This window comes from Steroidobacter sp. (assembly GCF_036406195.1).
In the GTDB taxonomy this organism is placed as follows: domain Bacteria; phylum Pseudomonadota; class Gammaproteobacteria; order Steroidobacterales; family Steroidobacteraceae; genus Steroidobacter.
In genome coordinates this window covers 68,025-86,952 of record NZ_DASWVW010000025.1, presented here as the reverse complement: position 1 = coordinate 86,952, position 18,928 = coordinate 68,025, and the positions used below count along the sequence as shown (strand labels likewise).

Below are 18,928 nucleotides of genomic sequence, written 5' to 3'. Positions count from 1 at the left end.
TGGCGCTGGGCCGTTGCGAGCTGCTGGAGGAGTCCACAGCCCGCTAGTTTAGTGCCGGCTCTTGCCGTCCGCTAATCGTAAGGGACGTCGCTGATCGGCGCCTCGGCGCGCCGTCAGCGCCATTCGTTGCCGCCTTGATCGAGCACGCTCGCAAATTCTGCCCGGCGCGGCACGCCTTCGAACGTCGACGTGCGAACGAACATGCGCGCGCGATCGGTGGCATTGAAGGAGCCGTTCGCCCCTTCGATGTGGCTGTTGGCGATGTGCACGATGGCGTCCTCGACGATGAGGCCCGTGCCCGAAGCGATGATGCGGCTGTTGGTGATGTACAGCTCGCAGCCGCCGCGCGCGATGATGGCGTCGCCCTCGACGTAGATGTTGCGGTCATCGAGCTTCAGCAGGCGCGGACCTTCGCAGATGATGGGCTCGCTGGCTTGCGCGCCAGCGCGATTCGATGCGCTCGATCGCGCGCTCCTGCCTGCACTGACGATGCTGACACCCGGGCCGGACACTCGCAGCGTTCCTCCCGTGCGATCGATCGTATAGTTGGCTTCGCTCGCCGCAGCTCTCTCGGCCGCCGCGGCCGGCGAGTTGTCCACCACCTGGGTGGGCTCTTGTGCCGGTGCCGGCGGTGAGGACTGTTGAGCTTGATCAGCCGGAGGTGCTTGCGTGTTCGCGGCCACCTGCGACGCCGGAGCAACTGACGGTTCGGGAGCGGCTGGCGGCGAAGCTTCCAGCTGTGCGATGGGCGCCGCGGCGAGGTCGTTCAGGTTGATTGTCTCGACACGTCCGGACGAGCGATCGCGTACCGTGAACACGCGTGTCTGCGTGTCACTCGCCAGAACTTCATATCGAGGATTGCGTTCCAGCGCGTTGCGCGCCCACGCCAGCTCGGTGGTTTCGGTCGGTGAAGTGGCGGCGATCTGCTCGCCACCGCGATTGCACGCGCTGAGCACGGCTAGCGCAATGCAGCTGAGCGCGAGGCGCGGTGTGATCGCGCGGGCTGCTGAGCGGGTGATGCGTGACGACATGGATGACGACATGGGGCACTCTCCAGAAGCAGGGCTCTATCGTCACTCCAGCGGCGACGCGAGTCCATCACTTCAGTTCGACGTAGCCGCCGAGTTGGATGACGCCGGCTGATTGATGACGGCCGGCGATCATATGTCACATCAGGCTCGCGCGGCGGTTACGGTCGGCGGTTAGTGGTTAGGCAGAACAGAGTCCGGAGTTCCAATTCGGGCCAGCCGCTAACCGCTCAGGCCTGCAATTTCTTCAGCAGCTCGGCTTCACGCTCGGGGGTGAGCCCGGCACGCAGTCTGGCTTTCTGATCGGCGGGACGCTGTTCGTGCCACGCGAGCGTGTCCTTGACCGTGACCTCCAGATCGCGGAAGCGCAGGCCCTGCGCGACGGCGCGTGCCGAGCTGACCAGGGTCGCTCCTGCTTGCTCCCCGACAGGCGGCGCCCAGATCGGGATCTCGCCACTGTCCAGCGCCTTGTTCTCTTCCAGAAACGCTTGCGGCGCCCAGACGAAGGAGGCGTTCGATTTCGAGATGCGCTTGCTGGTTTCGAGCAGGTCGCCCATGGTCACGGCGCCCGGCGGATTGCACAGGTTGTAACGGCCCTTGATCTGACGTTCGACGCACGCACGCATGAAATCCGTCATGTCGCGCACGTCGATGAACTGGATGGGATCGGAGGGTTTGCCCGGAGCGAGCATCGTTCCACCGCGCGCCACACGCACCGGCCAGTAGCCGAAACGATCCGTGATGTCGCCCGGCCCGACGATATAGGAAGGACGGATGACCGCCTGGCGCTCGCCGAATGTTTGCTCGACGATCTTTTCGCAGCCCGCTTTCAGTCCGCCGTAGTTGTCGCCGGTGATTTCAGTGGCGTCGGGATCCTTCAGCTCCGCGAGCTTGTAGTCCTCGTCGATGCCCGGCGGCGTGAGATCGGCATACGCGGAGATGCTCGACACGTAGATGTAGTGCCGGGTGTGGTCCTTGAGAATTTCGGTACTCGTGCGCAATTGACGCGGGAAGTAGCCGGAGTTGTCGACCACCACATCCCAGTCGCGTCCCTTCAATACGTCCAGCGGGCCATTGCGATCGCCAATCAGCGTTTCGACGTCCTTGAACAGGTCGGGATTGCGCTTGCCGCGGTTCAACAGCGTGAGCTGGTGACCTGCGGCGCGCAGTTTGCGAACCAGATGTGGGCCGCTGATGCCGGTGCCGCCGAGGATCAGGACCTTGAGTTTCTTCACTGGTTGCTCCGCGGCGAATGCTTCTCCAGCCAGCAACGCGGCCGCGCCCGTCATCAGCAATGCTTCACGTCGGTTGACGCTCATTGCGACACCCGGGTTCCCGTCAATCGGCCGTCGATTGATTCGTTGCAGGTTGCGTCGCATCGGGCGACTGGCCGGCCGTAGCCACCGCGCTGGCCTCGCCCGGACCGGGACGCACGTATTGCTCCAGCCACTGGCGATGCGTCTCGTACCAGAACAGCGAGTTCTGCGGTTTCAGGATCCAGTGATTCTCGTCCGGGAAGTACACCAGCTTGCTCGGCACGCCACGGTTCTGCAGCGTGTTGAACAGCTCCAGGCCATGATTCACCGGCACGCGCATGTCCAGCTGACCGTGAATCACCAGTGTCGGAGTGTTGAAGTTCTTGGCGAAGGTGTGCGGCGAGTTGCGGGCGAACAGCTCGACGTCGTCCCAGAACTCGCCGTAGCGCTTCTTGTCCGCGCCAAAGTCGCTGGCGTATTGCGTGTATGAGTTATATACCGCGGCGTGCGCCACCAATGTCTTGAACGGATGCGGCTTGCCCAGCAGGGCAGAGGCAAGATACCCGCCGAAGCTGCCGCCGCCGGCGGCCATTCGTTCACTGTCTATCCATGGTTGGGCACGAAACCAATCGGCCGCCTTCAGGGTGTCTTCGTAGGGCAGCGCCATCCATTCCTTGGTGATGGAATCGGCCCAGGCCTGGCCGAAGCCGCTCGACCCGTGAAAATTGTGCCAGGCGGTGACGTAGCCCCAGTTGGCGAAGACTTGTGCGTTCCAACGCCATTGATAAGCGTCGGTCACGCCGTTGTGAGGACCGCCGTGCAGTAGCAGATAGAGCGGCCATTTGCGGTCGGGCGTGAAGTTCGGCGGATACACCACCCACATCTGCACGTCTTCGCCGTTCGCGCCCTCGTAGGTGACGCTCTCGACTTTGCCCGGCGTCATTCGCGACAGCAGGCCATCGTTGAAGTCCGACAGCTTGGTGGCTGCGCCAGTGCGCGGGATGATGCTGACGAGTGTCGGCGGCTCGGTGAAGCTCTGCCGCAAGCCGACGATCACTGGCCCGCTGCCGGCGATTGCCAGCGAGCCGAAGCTGTGCTCGCGCGTCACCGGCCTGGGCTCGCCGCCGCCGATGTCGAAGCGATAGATACGACGCGTGCCCGCGTCGTCGATCGAACCGAACAGCGAACCGGAGTCCGGCGACCACACCAGACCGTCCGCCGAGCGATCCCAGTTCTCGGTGATATTGCGGAGCTTGCCGTTACGACGGTCATACAACATCAAGCGCGCGCGGTCCGCGTAGAAGTCTCTGATCAGTTGACGCCGAAACGCGAGCGAGCGGCCGTCCGGGCTGTATACGGGCGCGGTATCGTCGGCCGGATTGTCCTGCGTGAGGTTGGTCAGATTCTGCGGCGAGCCGCCCTCGACCGGCAGCGTGAATATGTCGAAGTTCGGCTCGATGCCGCTGCGATCGGTGTTGACCGCGAACGCGACTTCGGTGCCGTCGGGCGAGATGTCATAGGAATTCGCATCGGGCTCGGCGCGATCCAGGGCGACACCGGAATGGCGCGTGATGGCCTGCGGCTCGCCGCCATCGATGCTGATGGAATAAATATGGGTCTGGCGATCGTCGAGGAAATGATCCCAATAGGTCACCGGCGCCTTGTCCCACACCTTGGCGGTCATCTTGGTTTCTTTGCGCTCGGTCATGCGCTTGTCCATCTCGGCCCAGGTGTCCAGGTCGGTCCACACCTGCGACAGGAAGGCGATGCGCCGCGAATCCGGGAACCACTTCGGCGCAATCACGCCAGTGGGGATATTGGTCACGCGTCGGGCTTCGCCGCCGCCGACTGCGATGACATAAAGCTGCTGTTGTTTATCTTCGCCGCGCTTGCCGACGAACGCGATCATTTCGCCGTCCGGACTCCACACCGGCGAGGAGGCCGAGCCGCCCGAGCTGGTGAGCTGGCGCGCCTTGCCGGGCTTGGTGGGCACGAGCCACAGATCGGTGTCGCCCTTGTTCGCGTCGACGTCGTAGCGTGTGACCGGCACCACGGCGAGACGGCCATCGGGAGAAATATCGGGCTCGCCGAGCCGCTGCAGCTGCCACATCGCCGCGGCGCTATAGGGTTCCGCATGCGCTGCGCACGCGAGCATGAAGCCGACGATCAGCGCGATCGCGCCAGCCCAGGCGCTGGGGTGAGTGATTTGCTTATGACAATCGCTGCGCTGCTGCCCGCGTATCGGCGTCATCGGTATGCCTCGTGCTGTGCTGTTTTGTGAAGTTGGCCAGTGCAATCGGCCTAGTCTATCCAACGGGCGCTTCCGTGCTGCTTAAGCTGAGAAGTGCATCCATTTATTGGCGCGCTACGCTACGTACACTCGCAACTGTTCAGTGAGTGCGCGGCCTCGCTTGAATACGCGACCGCCGCGCCAGATCGTACAGCCATGCTCAATTCGCACGGAGGCGTCGACCGCATGGAGCGTCCGAAAAGAGGACTTCGAGTGATCCAAGCCAAATATCGTAATCGCCTGCCGTTGCCGCAACCCGCCGTCGTGCACGTACGCCGCTCGTACGCCGAGAGCCGGTTGGGCCAGGTTCACCTTTCGACGGCTTACCCCTCCGGCGGCGGTTTCGACGAGCGTACACCGGTTATCTGTCTGCATCACAGTGGCGGCTCCGGCCGCTTGTTCGCGCCGGTGCTGCGCGAGTTGGGGCACGACCGCAGCGTCTATGCGCCGGACCTGCCGGGTCATGGCAACTCCGACCCGGCCGGCAGCAAGGCCACCGTGGCCGACTTCGCGGGCGCCATCGCAGATTTCATCGACAGCCTGCGTCTGCGTAGCGTCGACGTCGCCGGCTATCAGCTTGGAGCATTGATCGCGGCGGAGCTCGCAATCACGCGTCCGCAGCTGATCCGTCGCGTGCTCCTCTGGGGCGTGCCTTCCTACTCCGCGCAGGACCGGGCCGCGCTTCTGCAGAATGTAATTGTTCCCGGCTCGCGCGAGGACGGCAGCGACGTGTCGGACGAGTGGCGCCGAATCCTCGAGCGCCGCGGCCCAGGTGCGCCGATCAGTGCGCTCACCGATGAGCTCGGTGACCGCCTGCGGGCCGGCAACAACGGCGCCCGCGCATTTACTGCGATGGTCGAGTATCCCGTCTCCGAACGCTTGCCGCTGGTGAAGCAGTCGGCGCTGGTGTTGCGATTGAAGGACGAGTTCTGGGAACACTCGGGCCGCGCCCGAGCTTCGTTGCCCAACGGCTCGATGCTCGATCTGCCCGACTACGGGCAGGGTTTCCTGAGCGCCGCCCCGCAGCGTTTCACGGCGGTGGCGCGAGAGTTCTACGACCGCTAGATCATCCAGGCACAGGCAAGGCTGACCACCCAGGTACAGGGATGTGTCTGCCGATGGCCGCTCAAAAGGAGTTCTCCCAACTCCATGCGCACGTGAGGCCGGCGACCAGGCAGGTCATCCCCCAGCGCGACGCCATCATTGCCATGGCTTTCGTCGACAGACCCCGCTCCGGCGGGGTGCCTACCCATGCGGCCACGACAGCGGGCAGCGACAGCGGCACCCAGCACAGCAGTGCGAAGGTCACGCCTCGTACCCACCAGGGCACAGCGACGATCGCCGCCAGCCCCCAGCTGAGCCAGAACAACAGGCCCAGCCCGCCGCCGCAGATCAGATGCAGGAAGGCGTCCGTGACCGTGAGCGAGCTCGAATGCGTGCCGCGCAGACGGATCAGCTCGTAGATGGAATAGAGGATGGAATGGGCCAACACGGCGACCAGACCGCTCATGCCGCCCATCAGCAGTAGATGACTCAGCTCCACGATGTTCTCTGTTGGTAGTCGGTCGCGGACCAGCCCGAGTCAGCGCAGCACCTGCTGCAGACCCGTGAAGAGCTTGTCCACCTCGTCATGCGTATTGAATGCATGCAGCGATATACGCACGGCGCCTTCGGTCTTACCGGGCCACTGCATGTCTCGCGCGAACACGCGATGGCCGCGCACCAGCCCGAGCGTGATGTCCGAGGCCAGTCTGCCTGGCACATGAAACGACAGGATGCCCGCCCACAAGCCGGGCCGTGCCGGAGTCAGCAGTTCCACACCTGGCAGTTGTTGCAGACGCAGGCGTGCATAGATGGTCAGCTCGCGGATTCGCGCCTCGATCCGGCTGCGTAGCACCTGTTGATGAAAATCCAGCGCCACTTCGGCGCCACGTAGCGACGGCCAGGTGAGCGGCACGATGTTTCCTAACTTATGCATCGCCGCGGGCACGCCAACGAAGCCGTTGGATTGCGTCGGAGTGATCACCGGCGGCGACGCGTCGATGCCGCGTGGTTGCGACGGCCACACGCGATCGAGCATGTCCCGCCGCACGTACAGCATGCCGGTGCCATTGCTGCCGCCGAGCCACTTGTGAAACGAGGTGCCGTAGAAATCGCAACCCAGGTCGCGAATCTGGAAATCCAGCATGCCGAGCGCCTGCGCGCCGTCGACCACGCTGATCAAGTTGCGCTGGCGCGCGAACTGACACAGATCCTGCACCGGCATCAACACACCATCGGCGTACTGCACGTGTGAGAACAGCAACACCCTGGTGCGGTCCGTGACCGCGCCGGCGAACAGGCCGAGCGCCTGTTCCGGTCCCTCCATGGGTGCGGGCAGCTCGATCTGTTTGACCACGATGCCGCGCCGCCGGGCGAGCAATAACCATGGACTGAGCGTCGCGGGATGTTCGCGATTGGTGGTGAGGATTTCGTCGCCCGCATTCAGGTCGAGACCGTTGGCCACGGTGGCAATGGCTTCACCCGTGCCACGCGTGAACACGATCTCGTCGGCGTCACAGCCGACGAAACCTCCAACGGCCGTGGCAATGCGCGTGCTTTCGGCGCTCCACTGACCATCGGCGAAGGAGGCGATGTTCAGGCTTTGCGAGTCGCGCACGCGGTATTCGGTTGCCATGGCGGCGCGCAGGGTCGGGCCCGCGCCGGCGACATCCAGATAGGTTCGCTGCAGATCCAGCACGGGCTGGGTGCGAAACCACTGCCACAGCTCCTTGGTGATCGACGGCATGTTGATGGGCTGCGAACGGGCCGGCGATGCCGCGCCGAGGGCGGCGGCGCCCACGGAGGTGACGAGAGTCGTTGCAAGCAGGTCACGGCGGGTCAGGCGGGCGGTCGAATCGTTCATGCTTTCGGATGAGGACGTTCAGATGTTTGCACCTTGCGCTCGCCCCGACAGGGTCGGGCAGCGCGCATTATCGCAGGAATGCGGTATCCTGGCCCGTATGTCCCACGATTACCTCGAACGCATTCTCAAAGCGCGCGTCTATGACGTCGCCATCGCCTCGCCGCTGGAAGCAGCACCGCGGCTGAGCCGCCGGCTGGGCAATACCGTCCTCTTCAAGCGAGAGGATCTGCAGCCGGTGTTCTCGTTCAAGATTCGCGGGGCCTACAACAAGGTGGCGCACTTGTCGGATACCGCCGCGAAGCGCGGTGTGATTTGCGCCTCCGCGGGCAACCATGCACAGGGCGTCGCACTTGCGGCCAAGCGTCGCGGCATTCCTGCCACCATCGTGATGCCTCAGACCACGCCGCAGATCAAAGTTCAAGCGGTGCAGGATCATGGCGCCGAGGTGGTGCTCCACGGCGATGACTACGACCAGGCCTACGAGCATGCGATGAAGCTGATGAGCGAGCGGCAGCTGGCCTTCATTCATCCGTTCGACGACCCGGATGTGATCGCCGGCCAGGGCACCATCGGCATGGAGATCCTGCGTCAGTGCGCCGGCGAGCAGATCGACGCCATTTTCGTCGCCATCGGCGGCGGCGGCCTGATCGCCGGCATTGCGGCGTACGTGAAATATCTGTTTCCCAAGATCAAGATCATCGGCGTCGAGCCCGACGATGCCGCCTCCATGTACAAATCCGTGCAGGCCGGCAAGCGTGTGACCCTGGATCGCGTCGGCATCTTCGCCGACGGCGTCGCCGTGCGGCGCGTCGGCGAAGAAACATTCCGGCTGGTGCGCGAGTACGTCGATGAGATCATCCTGGTCAGCACGGACGAGATCTGCGCGGCCATGCAGGACATCTTCGAAGAGAACCGCACCATCGTCGAGCCTTCCGGCGCGCTGTCGGTCGCCGGCATCAAGCGTTACGTGCAGCGCGAGCAATGCCGCGGCCGCACGTTCATCTCGATCAACTGCGGCGCCAATGTGAATTTCGACCGCTTGCGCCACGTGGCCGAGCGCGCCGACATCGGCGGCCAGCGCGAAGCGGTGATCTCGGTCGAGATCCCGGAGGTCAAAGGCAGCTTCCTGCGCTTCTGCGAGGCGCTCGGCCGGCGCAGTGTCACGGAATTCAATTATCGTTTCAGTGACGCCGCCTGCGCGCAGCTGTTCGTAGGTTTCGGACTCACCGAGGGGCGCCCCGAGAAGGAGGCCGTCATCAAGTCGCTCAGGGACGCCGGTTACACCGTGCACGACATGAGCGACAACGAAGTGGCCAAGCTGCACGTTCGCTACATGATCGGCGGTCATGCCCCCGGCCTGCAGGATGAGCGGCTGTTCCGTTTCGAATTCCCCGAGCGCCCGGGCGCGCTGCTGAAGTTCCTCAATGCCATCGGCACACGTTGGAACATCACTCTGTTCCATTACCGCAACCACGGTTCGGACTACGGCCGCGTCCTGGTCGGCGTTCAGATCCCACCCTCGGAGAGCACCGAGTTCGACCTGCACGTGCGCGAGCTCAAGTACGTGTTCTCGGAAGAAACCGACAACGCGGCGTACAAGATGTTTCTGCGGGGATGAACGCTATTTGCCCGAGTCGAGGGCGGCGAGGGCTTCCCTGGTGCGTTGGGTGATGACGGCGTCTTCGCCCTGCGCTTTCGCCAGGATGGGATAGCTGTTTCGTAGCAGCGGAGCCGCGGCCTCGGGGCGCTGTTGGGCGAGCAAGGCGCGGCCGAGGGAGCTGTTGATCGCCGCGAGCTGAGGGCTGTCAGCGTCCAGCGACTTGGCCGCGATCTGCATGGCTTGGCGCAGAGTTTGTTCAGCCTCGCGGGCACGGCCTCGTTCCAACTGCGCGCGTCCAAGGCCGGAGAGGGCGGAGCCGGCGAAGGGATGGTCTGCCGGCAACGACGCGGCATAAATCGCCAGTGCGGCGGTGAAGTCCTGCTCGGCCTGCGCGGGATGGCCGGCATCGATGCGCAGCATGCCGAGACTCACCAGATCGTGCCCGACGAACGGATGCGTATCGCCGCGCGCTTTGCGATCGAGCTTCACCACGCGCGCCAGCACTTGCTCGGCCTGCGCGAGATCGCCTCGACGATGCAGGAAACGTCCGTAGTTCGAGCTGGCATCGAGAGTCATCGGATGCGATTCACCCAGCACCTTGCTCAGGATTCGCAGGGATTCCTCGTAGAGCGGCGCGGCCGCATCCAGCTTGCCTTGCGACTGCAGAGTGAACGCGAGGTTCTGCACGTGCAGCCCGACATGCGGATGATCGTTGCCGAGGGCCTGTCGATCGATATCCAGCGCCGCGCGATACACGGTCGCCGCGCGCCCGTAGTCGCTGCGATACGTATAGAGGTTGCCCAGTTCGTTCATCACCGACGCAGCGGCCGATGTGCGTTCCTGCCCGTGATGGCGATAGATCTCCAGGCTGTCGTTGTAGTACTGCTCGGCCCGATCCAGCTGGCCGCGTAGCTGCGCGAGACGACCATGAGCCAGCAGCGTCGTGGCCACCGGCACGGCATCGGCGCCCAGCAATTCCTGCTGCATGCTCAGGGCTTCATCGAGATGCTCCGCGCACGCATTGAGCTGGCCTCGCTCGCACAGCGCGTTTCCCAGCGCTGCGCGCGCCAGCGCTACCTCCGCATGCCGCTCGCCATGCAGCCGCATCCTCGACTGCCAGGCTTCCTCCAGCAGTTCCACGGAGCTTTCATACATGCCCATGCTGCCGTAGACGCGACCTATCGTTCCCAACAGCGTTGCCCGCGTCTCCGGCTGCTCGTACAGGCCGAGCCGGATGCGTCGCGCGCCGATGTCGAGGACTTCGCGCGCCGTGACTTGGTTGCCGCGGCTCCTCGACGGATCGGACAGCTCGAACAGCTCAACCAGGAACGACGAAATCTGTTCGGCGCGCGTGCGCTCGGCGGTTGCGACGTCGCGCTCGCGGGCAATGCGTTGCGACTGGATGTAGGTGATGGTGGAAAATCCTGCGAGCGTGATGACGGCGGCGACTCCCGCAGCCACCGCTAGAGCATGACGCTTGACGAACTTGCGCGTCCGGTAGATCCACGTGTCACTGGTTGCGAGTACCGGCTGTCCCTGGAGGTGATGCTCCAGATCCGCCGCGAGTTGTTCCGCGGATGCATAGCGACGTTCGGGGTCCTTCCGCATCGCCATGCCGATGATGTTGTCGAGATCGCCGCGCAACTGCTTGTGCAGGCGAAGCGCGGTCGTCGATCGATGCGCGGCGATGTCGGCCATCAGCTCCGGCGCCTCGTCCATCACTCGCGACACCATGGCGCTCGGCGCGAGCGCTTGCTGCTGGCAGATGATGCGTTCCATGTCCGTCAAGCTGGTGCCGACCAGATGAAACGGCCGGCGCCCGCTCAGCAGTTCGTACATGAGCACGCCGAGCACATAGATGTCGCTGGCCGTTGTAATCACATCGCCACGCACTTGTTCGGGGCTGGCGTGCGCCGGTGTCATCACGCGGTAGTCATAGTGAGTAACGGCCAGCGTGTGCGCCGAGTGACGCGTGTCGAGCAGCTTGGCGATGCCAAAATCCAGCAGCTTGGGCACGCCGTCGGGCGTGATCAGGATGTTGTTGGGTTTCAGGTCGCGGTGCACGATCAGGTTCTGGTGCGCGTAATGAACCGCGCCGCAGATGGTCCGGATCAGCTGCAGTCGTGCTTCGAGCGACAGGCGCCGGCGGTCGCAATACGTGTCGATGGGCTCGCCGTCGATGTACTCCATGACCAGGTACGGCGTGCCGTCGGGTGCGCGGCCCCCATCGAGCAGGCGCGCGATGTTCGGGTGCTGCAGGGTCGCGAGGATCTGCCGCTCCATGCGCAAGCGGCTCTGGATCTGCGGCGAGAACAGCCCGCTGCGCACGATCTTGATGGCCACGCGCTGCTGATACTCGTCATCGGCGCGCTCGGCCAGGTACACGTCGCCCATGCCGCCGGAGCCGAGCTTTCGCACCAGCCGGTAGTGCCCGAGCATCTGTCCATCGAGCGATTCCCGAGACAGGGTCTCGCTGCTTTCGCCAGCGGCAACGTCATCCCAGAAACCCTGCTCGCCAGCCGCTTTCTCGCCGAGCGCATCGCCCAGCGCCTGCAGGACGTGTGACAGCAATGTTTCATCCGCGCCGCAGGCACGCCGCACGTAGTCGCCCCGGTCCCGAGTGGCCAGGCCTCGGGCGTGCGCGACGATGGTCGTGACTTGTTCGTGGATGTTCTTGCCGTTTTCCATCGGACGCCATCATGCATCAGCTGGCCGTCAGCGTGTAATATGCTTACGCACGCTTTGACGTGACACCAATAACTGAAATCGACTTCGACCGTGGGACTAACCCGGAGGTAGAGAATGGCAACCAGGCGCAAGAGCAGCAAGAAGGCAGGCAAGAAGAAGGCCGCCAAGAAAAAGACCGGCAAGAAGACCGTCGCCCGGAAGAAGACCGTCGCCCGGAAGAAGAAGGTCGGCAAGAAGAAGGTCGGCAAGAAGAAGGTGAGCCGGGCCGGCGCGAGCGTGGTCCGCACGCCGCAAAAGGCGTAATCGCCGATCGCAAGACGATGTAATGGACGATGTCGTGCCCCGGTTTTCCAGGGTACGGCATCGTCACCCCGCAGAAGTCACTCACCAGCCAATGTCGTATCGATCGCTGCGCCCCGTACTGCACGAGACCCTCGAAGCGCGCGGCCTCACTTTCCATCTGTATCGCTGGCCGGGCCGTGATCCGGAGCCGTTGCTGCTGTTGCATGGCTGGGGCGATAGCGGCGAGACCTATCAGTTCCTGGTCGATTGCTTCGCCGCTGACCGTACCTGCATCGCGATCGACCTGCGCGGCTTCGGACGCACGCAGCGGCCGGTCGATGGCTATTGGTTCCCCGATTACCTGGCCGATCTGGATGCGCTGCTGGAGCAATTGGCGCCGGATGCGCCCGTCGACCTGATTGGCCACAGCATGGGCGGCAACATCGCGATGCTATATGCGGGAGTGCGGCCCAAGCGCATTCGCCGCCTGGTGAGCCTGGAAGGCTTCGGCATGAGCCGCACGACGCCAGATCAGACGCCGGCGCGCTACGCGCAGTGGCTCGACGAGGTGAAGCACGGCAGCGAGTTCAACGTGTACGAGAGTTACGAGCAGCTGACTCGTGTGCTCGCTCGTCGCAACCCGCGCACTTCCAAAGACCGGCTGGAATTCATCGCGCGCTCGTGGGGCCGGGAACGCGAGGATGGCAAGATCGAGCTGCGCGCCGATCCCAAACACAAGCGGGTCAATCCGATTCTGTATTCGCGCGAGCAGGCTGAAGCTTGCTGGCGCGCCATCGAAGCGCCGCTGTTATTCGTATTGGGCGATCAGTCCGACCTGGTGAAGCGCATGGGCGATGAGTTGGAGGAGAAGAAACTCCGTGCGCTATTGCGTACCGGCTGTTTCGCGACCATCAAGGATGCCGGTCACATGATGCATCACGAGCGGCCCGAAGAAGTGGCCGCGGTCATCGAAGAGTTTCTCCAGGCGCAGCACGACTGAGCCAGCGCCAAAGCAGCCGCTGAAATGAAAGGGGCCTCGCCGAACGCGGCGAGGCCCTTCGACAATCGAACCTCTGCTGCTCGATTGCCGCCACTCGATTGCCGCCGGAGAAATCACTGGCGAGATCAGTTGTTCTTCAACTCGTCAGCGGCGTCCTGGGCGCCTTCGCGCGCCTCGTCCATGGCATCATCCACCTTGTTGCCGGTCGACTCCTCGCCGCCGTTCTTCAGAGTGTCGATTGCTTCATCAACTTCCTCGCCGGCCTGTTCCATCGGTCCTTTCTTTTCGCAGGCCGCAAGGCCGAGGCTCAACGTCGCGGCCAACAGCGCCGTGCCGAGCAATTTCGCATCGAGCTTCATGATGTTTCCTCCTACGCGGGCGCGCCTGCCCTCGGTTGTATGTATGAATCAATGACGCATGAAATCGTCCGAAAAACGTTTACGCATGCGCGAAGTTCCGGGTATTCACGCATTGCCAAGCCGGAACCGGGCATAAGCTCACGCGTTCCCCAAGCGATGAGGGCGAGCGGTGACAATGGCAGTCGCGCCGCGGGCTTAGGACTTCAGACGGACTGACGGAGGTTTACATGCTTTCTTGGGCGCTGACGTTTTTCGTGGTTGCGATTATCGCCGCCGTGCTGGGCTTCACCAGCATTGCCGGTGCCGCCGCCGGTATCGCGAAGATCCTGTTCTTCATTTTCCTGGTGCTGACGCTCGCGGCACTGGTTGGTGGCGCGCTTCGCGGACGACCACCGGTGTAGCCAGCGAACGACTCGATCGCGAGATAAACAAACGGGGCCATGGCGGCCCCGTTTGTTTATCGCATGCTGGTTTGCTACGAGCGGTTCGTGCGAGTCATGCGAACAGCAGTGCCTGGCTCACCGCGACGCGCACCGTTTCGGGCACGAACGGCTTGGTCACCAGGAAGGTCGGCTCGGGCCGTTCGCCGGTCAGCAGGCGCTCGGGGTAGGCGGTGATGAAGACGATGGGCACATCCACTTCGCTCAGGATCTGGCGAACCGCATCGATGCCAGAGCTGCCATCCGCCAATTTGATATCCGCGAGCACCAGGCCCGGCTCGGTCATGCGGGCCGCGCGGACTGCTTCATCGCGCGTGGTGGCGATGGCGGCCACGGTGTGGCCCATCTCGCGCACGATGCTCTGCAGATCCAAGGAGATGATGGGCTCGTCTTCGATGATGAGCACCTTGGTGCTGGGCTGGTTGGAAATCTCGCGCACCGCCTGGCCGACCATCTGCTTCACTTCTTCTTCGTCGACGCCCAGGATGTTGGCCGCGTCGCTGAGATTGAAGCCCTCCATCGCGGTCAGCAGCAGCGCCTGCCGGCGGGTCGGGGTCAGCTCGCTCAACCGCCGTTCGACACCGTCCGCTTCACGCCTGGTCTGCGGCGGCGGGACCTCGATGTGCGCGCTGTTCCAAAGCTTGTGGAACAGCCGGTAGAGCCCGACCCGTGGCGACAGGCGCGCGTCCAGCACGGAGGAATCGGCGACGATCGCTTCCAGACAAGCCCGGACATAGGCATCGCCACTTTTCTGCGTGCCGCACAGCGCGCGGGCGTACCGCCGCAGATAGGGCAGATGTTCGGCGATGGCGTGAGCTAAGGCCATGGAGACTCCTAAAACGGTTGCTTTACAAGCGCGGCTTCGGGCAGTGAGGTCGACAAAGGACTGCGGCGCTCTCCAGAATGCAGCAATACTATGTACGAAGGGCGTGGAAGGTTCCTTACTCCCTGGAACTTTTTCACGCGCCCGGACGTTTCCGCCCCTTAGAACCGACCTTGCGGGCTCGTGCCGCACCATTACCTGAACCAGCCATGATCATGAGTGAGCAAACCAAGCCTGGCGAGCCCGTCGAAGCGGCGGCTGCGAGCGCGACGGAGCAAGTCCCCGACTGGCTCGGTGCGCGCCTGAAGCGCATGTTCACTGACGTCATGGAGGAGCCGGTGCCGGACGAGTTCAAGGCGCTGCTGAAGCAGCTCGAGGAAAAGGAGCGGGGCGCTTGAGCGCGACCATGACTGGCCAGGACAAGTTTCTCGATCAGGTCACCGCGTTGCTGCCGGCGTTGCGCGCCTTCGGCCGCTCGCTGTGCGGCGACCCGGCGCGCGCCGACGACCTGGTCCAGGACACTGTGCTCAAGGCATGGACCAATCGTGAGCAATTCCAGGCGGGCAGCAACCTCAAGGCCTGGCTGTTCACCATTCTGCGCAACTGTTACTACTCTGAGCTGCGCCATCGTAAATTCGAGATCGAGGACCCCGATGGCATCTGCGCCTCGCAGATGGCGATCTCGCCCGATCACGATGCCAAGCTGCATCTGCGCGATCTGAATCGAGCCTTGCAGGAGCTGCCGGTGGACCAGCGTGAAGCGCTGGTGCTGGTGTGCGCCACCGGCCTGTCCTATGAAGAAGCGGCAGACGTGTGCCAGGTCGCAGTTGGCACCATCAAGAGCCGCATCGCTCGTGCCCGCGACCGCCTGGTCGAGTTGCTCGGCGAGGATGCCACACAGGTGACCGGCACATTGCCGGCGGTCAATCCTCTGGGCGAGCCCAAGGACGCGTTGAGCAGTCGCCTGCCCTGAAGACCGTCCATAACGCGGGAGTCGCTGCTTGAAGAGCGCCAAGATCGTCGCCGCGCCGCGCTCCTGGTTCGGTCGAAATGCCGGCCTGCGCCCCAGGCTCGTGCTCATCGTCGGCATTGCCATGCTGGCGCCGGGCGCGCTGGCGGTGCTGCAGGCGATCTCCAGCTACAACAGCAGCATGCGCATCCTGGAGCAGAACCTGGCCCAGGCCGCGCAGCTGTCGGCGACCGAGCAGGTGAACATGATCTCCGCGTCGCGCGAGATTCTCACCAGCCTCGCGGCCCAGCCCGACATTCGCAGCGCTAGCGGGCCAGCCTGCCGCCGCGCCTTGCAAAGAGCCATCGGCGGACTGGATCAATACTCCGGTGCCGCGGTGGTCGACGCCAACGGCGATTTCACGTGCGCGTCGAATCCAATTCGCAACGGCGTGAACGTCGCTGACCGGCAATGGTTCATTTCCGTGATGAGCGGCGACGGCTTCGTGATCAGCGATCTGATCGTCAGCCGCTGGCTGGGGACCTGGGGTATCACCACCGCCGTGCCGCTGGTGGACGACGAGGGTGTCATCCAGGGCGCGGTCGCGCTGTTCATCGGCCTGGACTGGCTGACTCGCCGCTATCACTACACCGAGATCGACGACACGGCGTTCGCGTTGCTCGACAGTCAGGGCGAGATCATCACGGGCGAGACCGAGCGATCGCCCAAGAGATCGCCGCTGCCTTCGCGCGACATCGTCAACGAGTACCTGCGTAGCCACATGCAGGGCGGTCAGACGCAAACCTTCCGCGCGCGTGGTCACGACGGTGTCTGGCGACTCTATGCCATCAGCCCGCTGCTCGGTGGACGCATCTTCGTGATCCTGGGCACGCCCGTGCTGACCGCCATCGGCCCGTTGGCGCTGCAAGTGGCGTGGGGCGTATTCACTCCACTGCTGATGTGGGCGCTGGCGATCGCCGTAGTGTGGTTCGGCATCGAACATCTCGTCGTGCGCTGGATCACTTATCTGGAACGCATCACTTCGGCCTACGCTGCGGGCCGGCACAACGTGCGTCCGGAAAGAGTCAGCGCGGCGCCCGCGGAGATTCGCAGTCTCGGCGAGACGTTCTCGCGCATGGCGGATCTGTTGTCGGCGCGGGAGAACGAGCTGCGCGAGTCGCTGGCGCAAAAGGAAATCCTGGTGCGCGAGATCCATCACCGCGTGAAGAACAATTTGCAGCTGGTGATGAGCTTGCTCAACCTGCATGCACGGCGAATTCGTGATCCACGCGCGGAAGTTGCTTTCGCCGAAGCGCGCAGCCGTATCAACGCGCTCGCGACGCTGCATCGGCGCTTGTATGAGTCCGAGAGCCTGCAGGAGATCGACCTGAAATGGTTTCTGGAAGACCTGTGCGCGGAGCTGCGCCGTGGCGGTCTGACCCGAGGCCGCACTGTGGAGCTCACGGTCGATTCGCCTAGCGAAGTCATCGGGCCCGACGTGGCTGTGCCGCTCGGACTGCTGGTGACCGAGGCCATCACCAACGCCTACAAGCACGCGTTCAATGAGCGCGACGGCGGGCACATCCACGTGCAGGTCGAGCGCGACTCTCCGGAGACGCTGCTGCTGACCATTCGCGACGACGGCACCGGGTTCGACGCGGCCGCGAGCTCGCAGGACAGCAGCGGATTGGGCCGGTCGCTGATCGAAGCTTTCGTGCGTCAGCTCAGAGGCGAGCTGGAGACTCGCTCCGAAGAGGGCACCGTGGTGCAAGTCAAATTTCCGGCGCCGCTCAAACCGGGCGAGAAGAAGCCTGCTGCGCACCACGCCGCGCATCATCATCCAGGTCACCATGTGTCCGGGATGACGCAGCCTGCACCGGTGACGTCCTCTCTGCCGCCCGCGGAGGCGACGGAGCCGCCGCCGACGACGGGTCGCAGTCAGTCCGCCTGAGTCGTCATCCCCGCACTCAATAGTCGCTGTTCGACCTGGGCCGCCTGTCATTATTCAGGCCTGGCCAGTATCCTCACGACTCTCGAGGACGTTCTCCCCACGCATGACCAGTCTGAGGGCGCAAACACAAACCATACTGCGCCACCCCAATGTTCTTCGCTTCATCGCCGGGCGCACTCTTGCCACGCTCGCCGCCCAGATCCAGATCGTGGCGGTGGGTTGGCAGATGTACGACAGCACCGGTGATCCGCTGCACCTGGGCCTGATCGGGCTGTCTCAATTCATTCCGTTCGTGACGTTGATCCTGCCGGCAGGCCATGCGGCGGATCACTACAACCGCGCGCGCATCGTCACGACCTGCTATCTCACGAATGCGACCTGCGCTCTCGCGCTGCTGCTCATCACGTTGCGTGGCGTGCAGTCGGTGTGGCCGATCTTCCTGGTGATGATGTTGCTCGGCGCGTCACGGGCGTTCTCGATGCCGGGCTCGCAATCGTTGCTGCCGAATCTGGTGCCCACGGATCTATTCAGCCGCGTGGTGGCCATGAATTCCTCTTCGGTGCAGTTCGCCAACATCATCGGGCCGGCGGTAGGCGGCGTGATCTATCTGGCCGGGCCTTCGGTCGTCTACGCGTCGGTGATGGGATTGGCGTTGGCTGCGGCGACGATGATGTTTGGAATTCGCGGCGCCACCGAGCAAAGCAATGCTACGCGCGAGCCGCTCTCGCTGCACAACCTGCTATCGGGTCTGAAGTTCGTGCGCTCTCGTCCCATCGTGCTTGGCGCCATCTCGCTCGATCTGTTCGCGGTGCTGTTCGGTGGCGCGACGGCGCTGCTACCGATGTTCGCAAGTGACATCCTTCATGTAGGGCCGAGTGGACTCGGATTGTTGCGCACCGCGCCGGGCATCGGCGCCGCCGCTTGCGGCCTGCTGCTGGCGCTCAGCCCCATATCGCGGCACGTCGGACCATGGATGTTCGGCGGCGTAGCTGTATTCGGCGTGGCGACCATCGTGTTCGGTCTGAGCACGAACTTCTATTTATCGGTGCTCGCGCTGATCGTGCTCGGCGCGGCGGACATGGTCAGCGTATACGTTCGCCAGTTGCTGGTGCAGCTGGACACACCTGACTTCATCCGTGGTCGGGTCAGCGCAGTCGCGGCTGTGTTCGTCGGCGCGTCCAACGAGTTGGGAGATTTCGAATCGGGACTGATGGCCAAGTGGTGGGGCGCGGTGCGCGCCGTGATCATCGGCGGTGTGGCGACTTTGCTTGTCACTGGATTATGGACACGCCTGTTCCCGGTGCTCTGGCGCATGCAGGAGTTTCCGAAGAAGCGGTGAGCGCCTCTTCCATCCTGG

The 18,928-nt window shown here is 63.9% G+C and carries 17 protein-coding genes; 9 read left to right on the top strand and 8 right to left on the bottom strand.

Annotated features, from left to right (window positions below; genetic code table 11):
* Positions 1 to 113 precede the first annotated feature (113 nt).
* The 3 genes from VGE08_RS11140 to VGE08_RS11130 form a co-directional block, all read right to left on the bottom strand.
* Entirely contained in the window at positions 114 to 1,043 is a 930-nt protein-coding gene (locus tag VGE08_RS11140) for a hypothetical protein (protein WP_331067954.1), read from the bottom strand.
* 215 nt (positions 1,044 to 1,258) lie between these two features.
* Entirely contained in the window at positions 1,259 to 2,347 is a 1,089-nt protein-coding gene (locus VGE08_RS11135) for a hypothetical protein (protein ID WP_331067953.1), read from the bottom strand.
* A gap of 19 nt (positions 2,348 to 2,366) precedes the next feature.
* A complete protein-coding gene (locus tag VGE08_RS11130) occupies positions 2,367 to 4,535 on the bottom strand; it encodes a S9 family peptidase (RefSeq protein ID WP_331067952.1) in 2,169 nt (722 codons plus the stop codon).
* 252 nt (positions 4,536 to 4,787) lie between these two features.
* On the opposite strand from VGE08_RS11130, the gene VGE08_RS11125 reads away from it, so the two are divergent.
* Complete coding sequence (locus tag VGE08_RS11125) at positions 4,788 to 5,639, top strand: alpha/beta fold hydrolase (protein WP_331067951.1); 852 nt, start codon at positions 4,788 to 4,790, stop codon at positions 5,637 to 5,639.
* 61 nt (positions 5,640 to 5,700) lie between these two features.
* Here VGE08_RS11125 and VGE08_RS11120 read toward each other — a convergent pair whose 3' ends face one another.
* The gene (locus VGE08_RS11120; protein ID WP_331067950.1) at positions 5,701 to 6,117 is read right to left on the bottom strand and encodes a hypothetical protein; all 417 of its coding nucleotides are present in this window, start codon (positions 6,115 to 6,117) and stop codon (positions 5,701 to 5,703) included.
* A gap of 39 nt (positions 6,118 to 6,156) precedes the next feature.
* Positions 6,157 to 7,479 carry an aminotransferase class V-fold PLP-dependent enzyme gene (locus tag VGE08_RS11115; RefSeq protein ID WP_331067949.1) on the bottom strand — a complete coding sequence of 441 codons (1,323 nt, stop codon included), beginning with the start codon at positions 7,477 to 7,479 and terminating at the stop codon, positions 6,157 to 6,159.
* Positions 7,480 to 7,576: 97 nt separating this feature from the next.
* On the opposite strand from VGE08_RS11115, the gene ilvA reads away from it, so the two are divergent.
* Positions 7,577 to 9,097, top strand: a complete 1,521-nt coding sequence (ilvA, locus tag VGE08_RS11110; protein ID WP_331067948.1) for a threonine ammonia-lyase, biosynthetic — start codon at positions 7,577 to 7,579, stop codon at positions 9,095 to 9,097.
* 3 nt (positions 9,098 to 9,100) lie between these two features.
* Here the strand turns inward: ilvA and VGE08_RS11105 are convergent, their stop codons facing one another.
* Positions 9,101 to 11,767, bottom strand: a complete 2,667-nt coding sequence (locus VGE08_RS11105; protein WP_331067947.1) for a serine/threonine-protein kinase — start codon at positions 11,765 to 11,767, stop codon at positions 9,101 to 9,103.
* Positions 11,768 to 11,881: 114 nt separating this feature from the next.
* On the opposite strand from VGE08_RS11105, the gene VGE08_RS11100 reads away from it, so the two are divergent.
* On the top strand, positions 11,882 to 12,070 hold the full coding sequence (locus tag VGE08_RS11100) for a hypothetical protein (protein ID WP_331067946.1): 189 nt from the start codon (positions 11,882 to 11,884) through the stop codon (positions 12,068 to 12,070).
* Between the two features lie 91 nt (positions 12,071 to 12,161).
* Complete coding sequence (locus VGE08_RS11095; protein ID WP_331067945.1) at positions 12,162 to 13,049, top strand: alpha/beta hydrolase; 888 nt, start codon at positions 12,162 to 12,164, stop codon at positions 13,047 to 13,049.
* Positions 13,050 to 13,174: 125 nt separating this feature from the next.
* Here the strand turns inward: VGE08_RS11095 and VGE08_RS11090 are convergent, their stop codons facing one another.
* Positions 13,175 to 13,408, bottom strand: coding sequence for a hypothetical protein (locus VGE08_RS11090; RefSeq protein WP_331067944.1), 234 nt, complete (start codon positions 13,406 to 13,408; stop codon positions 13,175 to 13,177).
* Between the two features lie 227 nt (positions 13,409 to 13,635).
* On the opposite strand from VGE08_RS11090, the gene VGE08_RS11085 reads away from it, so the two are divergent.
* Entirely contained in the window at positions 13,636 to 13,809 is a 174-nt protein-coding gene (locus VGE08_RS11085) for a DUF1328 domain-containing protein (RefSeq protein ID WP_331067943.1), read from the top strand.
* 94 nt (positions 13,810 to 13,903) lie between these two features.
* On the opposite strand, the gene VGE08_RS11080 is transcribed toward VGE08_RS11085, so the two are convergent.
* A complete protein-coding gene (locus VGE08_RS11080) occupies positions 13,904 to 14,674 on the bottom strand; it encodes a response regulator (protein ID WP_331067942.1) in 771 nt (256 codons plus the stop codon).
* A gap of 212 nt (positions 14,675 to 14,886) precedes the next feature.
* Between VGE08_RS11080 and VGE08_RS11075 the strand changes: the two genes are divergently transcribed.
* From VGE08_RS11075 to VGE08_RS11060, 4 genes are all read left to right on the top strand, one after another.
* Positions 14,887 to 15,069 carry a NepR family anti-sigma factor gene (locus tag VGE08_RS11075; RefSeq protein ID WP_331067941.1) on the top strand — a complete coding sequence of 61 codons (183 nt, stop codon included), beginning with the start codon at positions 14,887 to 14,889 and terminating at the stop codon, positions 15,067 to 15,069.
* Positions 15,066 to 15,644 (top strand): sigma-70 family RNA polymerase sigma factor, encoded by a 579-nt coding sequence (locus tag VGE08_RS11070; protein WP_331067940.1) that lies wholly within the window; start codon positions 15,066 to 15,068, stop codon positions 15,642 to 15,644. The genes VGE08_RS11075 and VGE08_RS11070 overlap by 4 nt, the downstream gene beginning before the upstream one ends.
* Before the next feature lie 28 nt (positions 15,645 to 15,672).
* Positions 15,673 to 17,571: a sensor histidine kinase gene (locus tag VGE08_RS11065; protein ID WP_331067939.1), complete on the top strand. Its 1,899-nt coding sequence runs from the start codon at positions 15,673 to 15,675 to the stop codon at positions 17,569 to 17,571.
* 103 nt (positions 17,572 to 17,674) lie between these two features.
* Positions 17,675 to 18,910 carry an MFS transporter gene (locus VGE08_RS11060; protein WP_331067938.1) on the top strand — a complete coding sequence of 412 codons (1,236 nt, stop codon included), beginning with the start codon at positions 17,675 to 17,677 and terminating at the stop codon, positions 18,908 to 18,910.
* Positions 18,911 to 18,928: the final 18 nt, after the last annotated feature.